Origin of the sequence: Actinomadura keratinilytica (assembly GCF_039539665.1) — a bacterium.
GTDB classification, from domain to species: domain Bacteria; phylum Actinomycetota; class Actinomycetes; order Streptosporangiales; family Streptosporangiaceae; genus Spirillospora; species Spirillospora keratinilytica.
Genome location: NZ_BAABDO010000012.1, coordinates 92,744 through 102,457 on the forward strand (window position 1 = coordinate 92,744; position 9,714 = coordinate 102,457).

Annotated in this window: 10 protein-coding genes; 8 read left to right on the plus strand and 2 right to left on the minus strand. The window is 74.7% G+C overall.

Features of this window, described 5'->3' with window-relative positions:
- Positions 1-3 precede the first annotated feature (3 nt).
- From dapE to ABD879_RS06850, 6 genes are all read left to right on the plus strand, one after another.
- Positions 4-1,062, plus strand: a complete 1,059-nt coding sequence (gene dapE / locus ABD879_RS06825; protein ID WP_345018536.1) for a succinyl-diaminopimelate desuccinylase — start codon at positions 4-6, stop codon at positions 1,060-1,062.
- Between the two features lie 108 nt (positions 1,063-1,170).
- The gene (locus ABD879_RS06830) at positions 1,171-1,977 is read left to right on the plus strand and encodes an LOG family protein (protein WP_345018537.1); all 807 of its coding nucleotides are present in this window, start codon (positions 1,171-1,173) and stop codon (positions 1,975-1,977) included.
- The gene (locus ABD879_RS06835; protein WP_345018539.1) at positions 1,977-2,591 is read left to right on the plus strand and encodes an LOG family protein; all 615 of its coding nucleotides are present in this window, start codon (positions 1,977-1,979) and stop codon (positions 2,589-2,591) included. The genes ABD879_RS06830 and ABD879_RS06835 overlap by 1 nt, the downstream gene beginning before the upstream one ends.
- A gap of 190 nt (positions 2,592-2,781) precedes the next feature.
- Positions 2,782-4,095, plus strand: coding sequence for an alkaline phosphatase PhoX (locus ABD879_RS06840; RefSeq protein ID WP_345018541.1), 1,314 nt, complete (start codon positions 2,782-2,784; stop codon positions 4,093-4,095).
- A 128-nt stretch (positions 4,096-4,223) separates the two neighbouring features.
- The gene (locus tag ABD879_RS06845) at positions 4,224-4,721 is read left to right on the plus strand and encodes a hypothetical protein (RefSeq protein ID WP_345018543.1); all 498 of its coding nucleotides are present in this window, start codon (positions 4,224-4,226) and stop codon (positions 4,719-4,721) included.
- Between the two features lie 105 nt (positions 4,722-4,826).
- Positions 4,827-5,402 carry a DNA-3-methyladenine glycosylase I gene (locus ABD879_RS06850; protein ID WP_345018545.1) on the plus strand — a complete coding sequence of 192 codons (576 nt, stop codon included), beginning with the start codon at positions 4,827-4,829 and terminating at the stop codon, positions 5,400-5,402.
- Positions 5,403-5,406: 4 nt separating this feature from the next.
- Here ABD879_RS06850 and ABD879_RS06855 read toward each other — a convergent pair whose 3' ends face one another.
- Together ABD879_RS06855 and ABD879_RS06860 are read right to left on the minus strand one after the other, a co-directional pair.
- Positions 5,407-8,007, minus strand: a complete 2,601-nt coding sequence (locus ABD879_RS06855) for an FtsX-like permease family protein (protein ID WP_345018547.1) — start codon at positions 8,005-8,007, stop codon at positions 5,407-5,409.
- A 4-nt stretch (positions 8,008-8,011) separates the two neighbouring features.
- Entirely contained in the window at positions 8,012-8,779 is a 768-nt protein-coding gene (locus ABD879_RS06860; RefSeq protein ID WP_345018549.1) for an ABC transporter ATP-binding protein, read from the minus strand.
- Positions 8,780-9,144: 365 nt separating this feature from the next.
- Between ABD879_RS06860 and ABD879_RS06865 the strand changes: the two genes are divergently transcribed.
- Both ABD879_RS06865 and ABD879_RS06870 read left to right on the plus strand, forming a co-directional pair.
- Entirely contained in the window at positions 9,145-9,348 is a 204-nt protein-coding gene (locus ABD879_RS06865) for a hypothetical protein (protein WP_345018551.1), read from the plus strand.
- An 18-nt stretch (positions 9,349-9,366) separates the two neighbouring features.
- Positions 9,367-9,714 (plus strand): hypothetical protein (locus ABD879_RS06870; protein WP_345018554.1); only part of this gene is annotated, 348 nt, incomplete at its 3' end.

Consider the following 9,714-nt stretch of genomic DNA (forward strand, 5'->3'; position numbering starts at 1 on the left):
GGCATGCGGCTCGATCTGCACGCGGACGTGGCGGAGCTGACCGCGGCGGTCGTCGACATCGAGTCGGTGAGCGGCGCCGAGCGCGCCCTCGCCGACGCGGTCGAGGCGGCCCTGCGGCCCCTGCCGCACCTGACGGTGGAGCGCGACGGCGACGCCGTCGTCGCCCGCACCGGCCTGGGGCGCGCCGAGCGCGTCGTGATAGCGGGCCATCTGGACACCGTCCCGCTGAACGGCAACCTGCCGTCCCGGATGGAGGGCGACCGGCTGTACGGGTGCGGCACCACGGACATGAAGTCCGGGCTGGCCGTGGCGCTGCGGCTGGCCGCCACCGTGCCGGAGCCGAGCCGCGACGTCACCTACGTGTTCTACGAGTGCGAGGAGGTCGAGGCCGACCGCAACGGCCTGCGCCGCCTGGCCTCGGTGCGCCCGGAGCTGCTGGAGGGCGACTTCGCGGTGCTGATGGAGCCCACCGCCGGGCAGATCGAGGGCGGCTGCCAGGGCACGGTGCGCGTCGACGTCACCGCGACGGGCGCGCGGGCGCACAGCGCGCGCGCCTGGATGGGGTCCAACGCCATCCACGCCGCCGGCACGATCCTGGACGTGCTGCGCGCCTACGAGCCGGCGCGTCCGGTCGTGGACGGCCTGGAGTACCACGAGGGCCTCAACGCGGTGTTCATCAGGGGCGGCGTCGCCGGCAACGTGATCCCCGACGAGTGCGTCGTGACCGTCAACTACCGCTTCGCCCCCGACAAGTCGCTCGACAAGGCCGTGGCGTACCTGCGGGACCTGTTCGCCGGGTTCGACGTGGCGGTCACGGACGGGGCCCCCGCCGCCCGCCCCGGCCTCACCCACCCGGCGGCCGCCGCCTTCGTCGCGGCCACCGGCGCCCCGGTGCGCGCCAAGCTGGGCTGGACCGACGTCGCCCAGTTCGCCGAGCTCGGCGTCCCGGCCGTCAACTACGGCCCCGGCGAGCCCACCCTGGCCCACACCAAGGACGAGTACGTCGAGATCCCGCTGATCCGCGAGTGCGAGCGCCGCATGCGCGCCTGGCTCACGTCCTGAGCGCGTCCGTCCCGGGCCGGTCCGCCCGGGGCGTCTCGCCTGCCCTGTCCGTGACACCTCGCTTTTAATCGGAGGGATCCGCCCAGGGCCCTTGGCTACGGTGAGGGCATGACATCGGATGTGAGTACCCCGGAGCGGCGGCAGGGGCCCGCGGTGCTGCGGGGCAGGGCCGTGCCGCAGACGACCACCGACCAAAGGCTTCTGGACGGCCGCGGGTCGGCCGACTGGGTCCACGCCGACCCGTGGCGGGTGATGCGGATACAGGCGGAGTTCGTGGAGGGCTTCGGGCTGCTGGCCGAGCTGCCGCAGGCGGTCAGCGTGTTCGGCAGCGCCCGCACCAAGCCCGGCTCGGAGGAGTACGAGCTGGCCGTCGAGATCGGCGCCCGGCTGCACGAGGCGGGCTACGCGGTCATCACCGGCGGCGGGCCGGGGATCATGGAGGCGGCCAACAAGGGCTGCGACGACGCCGGCGGCCTGTCGGTGGGGCTGGGCATCGAGCTGCCGTTCGAGCAGAAGCTCAACGACTACCTCGACATCGGCCTGGAGTTCCGCTACTTCTTCGTCCGCAAGACGATGTTCGTCAAGTACGCCCAGGCGTTCGTGGTGCTGCCCGGCGGGTTCGGCACGCTGGACGAGCTGTTCGAGGCCATCACCCTGGTCCAGACCGGCAAGATCACCCGGTTCCCGATCGTGCTGGTCGGCACCGAGTTCTGGGGCGGCCTGCTGGAGTGGATCAGGACGACCATGCTGCCGTCCGGCAAGATCTCCCCCGAGGACCTCGACCTGGTGCACCTCACCGACGACCCCGACGAGGTCGTGCGCGTCATCGTCGAGGCGCACCGCGAGCAGGAGCGGCAGGCCCGGGAGGAGGCGGCGGCCCGCGCGGCCGCCCAGGCGGGGGCGGACGGCACCTGATGAGCCAGGCCCAGCCCGCGGCCTCCGGCAAGGCGGTGTGCGTGTTCTGCGCCTCCAGCAGCCGGATCGACCGCAAGTTCGTCGACCTGGCCGCCGAGGTCGGCGCCGAACTGGCCCGCCGCGGCTACAGCCTGGTCAGCGGCGGCGGCCAGGTGTCGTGCATGGGCGCGGTGGCCCGCGCCGCACGGGCGGGCGGTGCCCGCACCGTCGGGGTGATCCCCGAGGGGCTGGCCGGCCTGGAGTTGGCCGACCACGACAGCGACGAGCTGGTCGTCACGCCGGACATGCGCAGCCGCAAGGGCGAGATGGACCGGCGCAGCGACGCGTTCCTGGTGCTGCCCGGCGGCATCGGCACGCTGGAGGAGCTGTTCGAGATCTGGACCTCCCGGGTGCTCGGCATGCACGACAAGCCGCTGGTGGTGCTCGACCCCTTCGGCGTGTACGAGCCGCTGCGCGACCTCATGCGCGGCCTGGCCGACCAGGGGTTCGCCCGACCGAAGGTCTTCGACGCGATCGGCTGGGCAGGGTCGGTCGCCGAGGCGTTCGACCTGTTGGAGCGGTCCTGGCCGCGCATCCAGGCGACCCCGGAGGACTACGCCGAGGCCGAGCCGTGACCAGCGGTCCTGCGGGCCGCCCCGCAAGCCCCCCGCAACCGTGAGCCGATCCCGCCCGGCGGGCCCGCCGCGGCCTGCCGGGCGGACGGCGTCCTGCGGTTTTTCCGGGTCCGTCCGCACCGGTTCACCACCGGTTCACCGGCGCCGACCAGGCTCCCGCGTGGCCAGAGCACGACCCGAAGGAGAGCCCATGTCCGTGTCCCGTCGCGGGGTGGTGAAGGGCGGCGCCGCCGGCGCGCTGTCCATCGCCCTGGCCGGCAGCCTCGACACGATCTTCCAGACCGCCGCGGGAGCCGATGCCGGAGAGGCGTACGGCTACGGCCCGCTGGTGCCCGACCCCAAGGGGCAGCTCGACCTGCCCAAGGGCTTCTCGTACACGACCATCTCCGCCCAGGGCGACACCATCACCGACGGCGTGCTGGTCCCGGGCAAGCACGACGGCGCCGCCACGTTCAAGGGCCCCCGTCCGGGGGTCACCCGCCTGGTGCGCAACCACGAGCAGACCGCGAGCGGCGTCAAGCCCGTCGCCCCCTCCCGCCTGGTGTACGACCCGGCCGCCTACGGCGGCACCACCACCCTGGACGTCGACCGCGACGGCAGGCTGGTCTCGCAGTACATCAGCCTCGCCGGGACGTCCACCAACTGCGCCGGCGGCCGCACCCCCTGGGGCACCTGGCTGACCTGCGAGGAGACCGAGGGCTTCGGCGGGCAGACCAAGTCCCACGGCTGGGTGTTCGAGGTCGACCCGGCCGGCCGGCTCACCAGGCCCGAGCCGATCAAGGGCATGGGCCGGTTCGCGCACGAGGCGGTCGCGATCGACCCGCGCACCAACGTCGCCTACCTCACCGAGGACGCCGCCGACCCGTTCGGCCTGTTCTACCGGTTCACCCCGAAGGTGCACCGGGGCGGCTACCACAGCTACATGGCGGGCGGTCTGCTGGAGGCGATGTACGTGCCCGAGCTGCCGGACCTGTCGGTCGTGCGGGAGCCGGGCGCCACGTTCCGCGTCACGTGGGTGAAGGTGCCCGACCCGTCGGCCGCCGCCACCTCCACCCGCAAGCAGTTCGACAAGATCACCCGCAGCCAGAAGCTGGAGGGCGCCTGGTGGGGCCACGGCAAGGCCTACTTCGTCGCCAGCTACTCGCGCACCGGTGACGGCGCCGCCGCCGACCACGCCGGGCAGGTGTGGAAGTACGACCCGCACCGCCGGACGATCGAGCTGGAGCTGGTGTTCACGCCGGGCGGCCGGTTCGACGGCCCCGACAACATCACCGTCTCCCCGTACGGCGGCGGCGTGATCCTGGCCGAGGACGGCGACGGCGAGCAGTACCTCGTCGGCACCACCCGCAAGGGCAAGCCGTTCGCCTTCGCCCGCAACGCCTTCAACGACAGCGAGATGACGGGCGTGACGTTCTCCCCGGACGGCCGGACGCTGTTCGCCAACCGGCAGGAGCCCGGCGTCACCTTCGCCATCACCGGTCCCTGGCACCGCCTGCGCGCCTGAGAGCGCAGTCTTCCCCGGGCCGCGTCTTCGGGCGGGGCCGCCGCGGGGCGACACGCTGCTCACGCATGTTCGCGGCCGGATCGTGGCACGATCGTCATGCGGAGGCGTCGACAGATCGGAGCGAGATCGTGGTTGTGGTGCTCGTCCTGGCCGGCCTGGCCGTGCTGGGCGCCGTCGTGGTCCTCGCCATGGGGCGCGGGGGCGAGCTGGCTCCGGCCCGTCCCGACCATCCGCCGTTCCGGCTGCCGGCGGGGCACGCCCTCACCGCACCGGACGTGGCGATGCTGCGGCTGCCGCGCGGCCTGTGGGGCTACCAGGTGGAGGTCGCCGACGAGACGCTGAACCGGCTGGCGTACGCGCTGTCGGAGCGGGACGTGCGGGTGGCCGAACTGGAACGGCAGGTCGACACGCTGCGGCGCCGCCTCGGCGACGCGGGGTTGGATGTCCCGGACGACCCGTACGCCCCGTATGACCGCGAGATCGAACCGAAACTTTACGGTTCGGGCGAGCGGGCCCCGTGGGACGACTCCGAGCAGGCCGACCGGCCCGGCGGCGAGCCCGCCGACCCCACCGTCGGGAACCCCGTCGACCTGGCCAAACGGCATGACGAGGACGACCGCCCGTAAACCGCCCCACCGCGCCCGCCTCCTGTCGGCCCTGACCGAACCCGCTGCGTCGGCCGGGGGCGGCGGAAGGTCGGGATTGTCGGGGGCGTGCGGTAGAACGGGGCGATGAGCACGGCGATCCTCGGCGAGGACGGTCTGGCGCGCTGCCCCTGGGGTGTGTCGACGCCCGACTACGTCGCCTACCACGACGACGAATGGGGGCGCCCGGTCCGCGACGACCGGGGGCTGTACGAGCGGCTGTGCCTGGAGGCGTTCCAGTCGGGCCTGTCCTGGCTGACGATCCTGCGCAAACGCGAGGGCTTCCGGGCCGCGTTCGCCGGGTTCGACCCCGAGAAGGTCGCGGCGTTCGACGCCTCCGACGTCGAACGCCTGATGGGCGACCCGGCGATCGTCCGCAACCGGGCGAAGATCGAGGCGGCGATCGCCAACGCCCGGGCCGCGCTGGACCTGCCCGGCGGCCTGGCCGCGACGGTCTGGCGGTACGCCGACCCCGAGGCGCCCGCCCCGGAGTCCACCGCCGACGTCCCCGCGTCCACCCCCGCCTCCAAGGCCCTGGCCAAGGAGCTGAAGAAGCACGGGTTCCGGTTCGTCGGCCCGACCACCGTGTACGCCCTCATGCAGGCGTGCGGGCTGGTCGACGACCATCTCACCGGCTGCCACCGCCGCGGCGCCTACCGCTAGCCGGTCACTCCGCCCTGGTGGCCTCCAGGATGGGGACGGCGGCCGCGCGGCGGGCGGGCAGCGCCGAGGTCGCCAGGGCGGCCGCGGCGGCCCCGGCCGCCACCAGCGGGAACAGCCACCACGGTGCCTGCGGCCGGAAGAACGAGCTGCCGGTCGTCACATACAGGAGGACGACCGTGCCGAGCGCGGTGCCCAGGCCGAGCAGGGTGCCGAGGACGACCACGGTGGCCGCCTCCCAGCGGACGATCGAGCGGATCTGCGCCATCGTCGTGCCGACCGCGCCGAGCAGCCCGAACTCGCGGGTGCGTTCGGCGACGCTCATCGACACGGTGGTGGCCATGCCGAACAGGGCCAGCACCAGCGCCATGCCGAGGAACCCGTACAGCACGTTCAGGCCCCGGGTGAGGTTGTCGGCGGCGATGTCGACGTAGGCGTCGCGGTCGAGCACCTCGGCGCCGGGCACGTCCGCCACGGCCCGCGCCAGGGCGTCGGCCGAGCCGCCGCGCACCAGCACCGCCTGCGTGACGGCGTTCGGGTCGAGCTTGTCCATCGTCGCGGGCGCCACCAGGGCCTGGTCGGCGAACAGGTGCGACGGGTCGTGGTAGGCGGCCGCCACCGTCAGCGTGACCCGTCCCGTCGCGCCCCGCACGGTGATGCGCTGGCCGCGGCGCAGGCCCTGGGCCTCCATGACGGCCGAGGTCAGGCCGATCTCGCCGGGACGCAGCTCGGGCAGCCGGCCGCCGAGCCGCAGCACGTCGCGCAGGCCGCGCTGGTCGGCGCCGCTGACCAGGATGTGGAACGGCTCGGGCGGCTCCTCCGGGGACGGGCGGCGCGGCGGCGGCGAGACGAGCTTGACCTCGGTCTGGGTGAGCGCCGTCGCCCGGGTCACGCCGGGGACGGCCGCCGCCCGGGCCGCCACGTCGCGCGGCAGGGGAGCGGCGGCGCCGTCGGACGCCAGCCCGGTGGCGGTGATCGCGTGGTCGGCGGCCAGCACCTGCCGGCCGGCCTCGTCGAACCGCGCGTGCACCGACAGCATGATCAGCGCCGTGGAGGCGGCCAGCGCCACGCCCAGCATCAGCGACGAGGCGGCCGCCGACACCCGGCGCGGGCTGCGGGTGATGGTGGCGCGGGCCAGCCGCCCGGCCTCGCCGCTGACCAGCATCCCGATCCGGCCGACCAGGCCGCCCAGCGGGCCGACGAAGAACGGGGCCAGCACCGCCAGCCCGGCCACGCCCGTCATCGTCGCGAACATGATCATCAACGCGCTGCCGACCGTGCGTTCGGGGCCGGGCGGTTCCTCCATGTTCAGCACGAACGACAGCCCGTACCAGCCGGCCGCCAGGGCGAACACCGCGGCCGCGCCCGCCAGCCGGGGCCAGCGGCGGCCCGGCGTCTCGGCGGCGGTGGTGCGCAGCGCCTGCATGGGCGAGATCCCGGCGGCGCGGCGCGCGGCCCGCCACGCGGCGAGCTGGGTGACCAGGATGCCGGCCGCGGCGGGCAGCAGCAGCGCCGCCCAGCCGAACTGGGCGTCGGCGGCGGAGATGTCGAAGCCGTCCTTGGCGAACAGCCGGGTGAGCAGCGCCGACACCGGATAGCCCGCGGCCACCCCGCCCGCCGAGGCGATCGCGCCGACCGCGAGCGCCTCGAACCGGATCAGCCGTTTGAGCTGCCGCGGCGTGGCGCCGATCGCGCCGAGCAGCGCCAGCCGCCGGGTGCGCTGGCGCACCAGCGTGCCGAACGTGTTGGCCACCACGAACAGGCCCACGAAGATCGCGACGGAGGCGAGCATGCCGATCGCACCGCCGATGGACGTCCCGGCCCCCTCCGTGCCGGCGCGCATCGCGGCGCGCACGGCTGCGCCCGTCCGCACGGTCACCTCGCCGCCCAGGGCGCGGGCGAGTTCGCCGCGCAGCCGCTTCGCGGACACGCCCGGGGCGGTCTTCACCCAGACGCTGTGCCACGTCCCGGCGGGCAGCCCGGCGGCGCGCGCGACGGTGTCCGGCGGTGCCAGCACCAGGTCGCCGACGGCGACCGAGCCGCGGCCCTGGACGGTGACGATCCCCGCGATCCGCACCCGCCGGGTCTCGCGGGGCAGCAGCAGCGTCAGGGTGTCGCCGACGCCCACCTTCCCGGCCCGCGCGATGTGCTGGGAGACGGCCACCTCCCCGTCGGCGGCCGGGGCGCGCCCGGCCTCCAGGTGATAGGGGTTCAGCCGCCGGTCGGCGATCCACGGACGCAGCAGCGTGGCGCCCTCCACCGCGGCGGTGATCGCCTTCCCGCCGGGCCGGGCGGCCGTCACCGGCACCACGGCGTCCCCGGCGGCGGCGGCGACCCCGGGATGGGACGCGACCCGGTCCAGCCGCACCCGGCCGTCCGGCAGCGCGTAGATGTCGTCGGCGTCGACCGTGCCGCCCTGCACCAGCACGTCGGTGCGGGCGTACTCGCTGGCGTTGCTGCCCGCCACCGCCTCCTGCGCGCGCAGCGTGAACTGCAGGGAGCCCGCGATCAGCGCGATGGAGCCGAGCGCGGCCAGCAGCGTGGCGGTCAGCCGCATCCAGCCCTCGGCGAACGAGCGGCGCGCGATCAGCCAGATGGGGTCGCCCACGCCGTCAGCCCTCCAGCCTGCGCATGCGGGCGTGCACGGCGTCGATGGTCGGGGCGGCCAGTTCGTCGACGATGTTCCCGTCGGCCAGGAACAGCACCCGGTCGGCGTACGCGGCGGCCTTCGGGTCGTGCGTCACCATGATCACCGTCTGCCGGTAGGAGTCGACGGCCGAGCGCAGGAACCCCAGCACCTCGGCGCCGGACCGGGAGTCCAGGTTGCCGGTCGGCTCGTCGGCGAACAGCACCTCCGGCCGGGTCAGCAGCGCCCGCGCCACGGCCACCCGCTGCTGCTGCCCCCCGGACATCTCGGCGGGCCGGTGGTGCAGGCGGCCGCGCAGGCCGAGCGCGTCCACGAGCGTGTCGAACCACCGCTGGTCGGCCCGGGCGCCCGCCAGCCGCCCGGTGAGCCGGATGTTCTCCTCGGCGGTCAGCATCGGCAGCAGGTTGAACGCCTGGAAGACGAACCCCAGCCGGTCGCGGCGCAGCCGGGTCAGCTGCGTGCGCGACAGCCCGGTGATGTCGACGCCGCCGATCACGACCGTGCCGGAGTCGACGGTGTCCAGCCCGGCCAGGCAGTGCAGGAACGTCGACTTGCCGGACCCGGACGGCCCCATGATCGCGGTGAACTGGCCCCTGGTGAACGCCGCGGACACGCCGCGCAGCGCGGCCACCGCGCCGTCGCCCTTCCCGTAGGTCTTGACCAAGTTCGTGGCGATCGCGACCCGGTCGTCGCGGACATGCTCGGCCGCCGCCTCGGCGGTGGTGGATGTCATGCCGCCAAGCCAACCGGCCGGACGGGCTCCGGCGCACTGGCGCGCCCCGCAGAATTCCGGTGGGGACAGCCCCACCTCCGGTGCGGTGGACAACCGGGGTATGGCTAGGTCTACCTCGGAAGGGCAACCAGACGTAGTGCTCTCCGCTCTCCTTCCCGGTTGCCTGGTCTGCGACGAAAGCGCAGCTCAGGCGGCCTGTGGAGGGATGCGGTGAAAGTGATGCGCGCGGCCGGTCTCCGGCCGCCGGCGGAGGCCCTGGTGTACGGGGCGTCCGCCGTGTTCGCGGCGGTGACGGCGGCGGTGACCCAGCTCGGCCGCACCGGGGCTGGGGAACGGTCGCGGCCGCCGCCTACGCGCTCGGCGCGGTGCTCGCCGCCAGGCGCGGCGGCGGCCCTGCGGTCCCGGCGGTGGTGGCGTGCGGCGCGGTGCTGGTGCCGCTGGCCGTCCTGGTGGCCACCGGTCACGCCCAGCCGGAGGTGGGCGTCGTGCACCGGTCGGGTGCGCACCTGCTGGAGCACGGCACGCCGTACCCGTCGCCCGAGCCGGTCGCAGGCGGCTACGAGGTCTGAAACCCGTACCTGCCGGGGATGGCGCTGTTCGGCGTCCCGCACGTGCTCGCGGGGGTGGACGCGCGGCTGCTGTTCGCGGGCGTGTTCGCCGTGCTGCTGACCGCGTCCGCCCGACCGCTGGGGGACGTGCGGGCGCGGCCGCTGCTGGTGCTGGCCGCCTCGCCGCTGGTGGCGCTGCCGATGGCCGTCGGCGGCGACGACCTCCCGGTGATCGGTCTGGTGTGCATGGGCCTGGCGCTGGCGGCACGGGGCCGCCCCGGCACGGCGGGCCTGGCCGTGGGCGCGGCCGCGACGCTCAAGGCGACGGCGTGGCCGGCGCCGCCGGTGTGCCTCGCGCTGTGTCTCGCGCCGACGGCGGCACGGGGC

Excerpts from the sequence above, each read along its gene's own strand:
- dapE (WP_345018536.1), top strand. The coding sequence starts at position 4 with ATGCGGCTCGATCTGCACGCGGACGTGGCGGAGCTGACCGCGGCGGTC.
- ABD879_RS06830 (WP_345018537.1), top strand. The coding sequence starts at position 1,171 with ATGACATCGGATGTGAGTACCCCGGAGCGGCGGCAGGGGCCCGCGGTG.
- ABD879_RS06835 (WP_345018539.1), top strand. The coding sequence starts at position 1,977 with ATGAGCCAGGCCCAGCCCGCGGCCTCCGGCAAGGCGGTGTGCGTGTTC.
- ABD879_RS06840 (WP_345018541.1), top strand. The coding sequence starts at position 2,782 with ATGTCCGTGTCCCGTCGCGGGGTGGTGAAGGGCGGCGCCGCCGGCGCG.
- ABD879_RS06850 (WP_345018545.1), top strand. The coding sequence starts at position 4,827 with ATGAGCACGGCGATCCTCGGCGAGGACGGTCTGGCGCGCTGCCCCTGG.
- ABD879_RS06860 (WP_345018549.1), bottom strand. The coding sequence starts at position 8,779 with ATGACATCCACCACCGCCGAGGCGGCGGCCGAGCATGTCCGCGACGAC.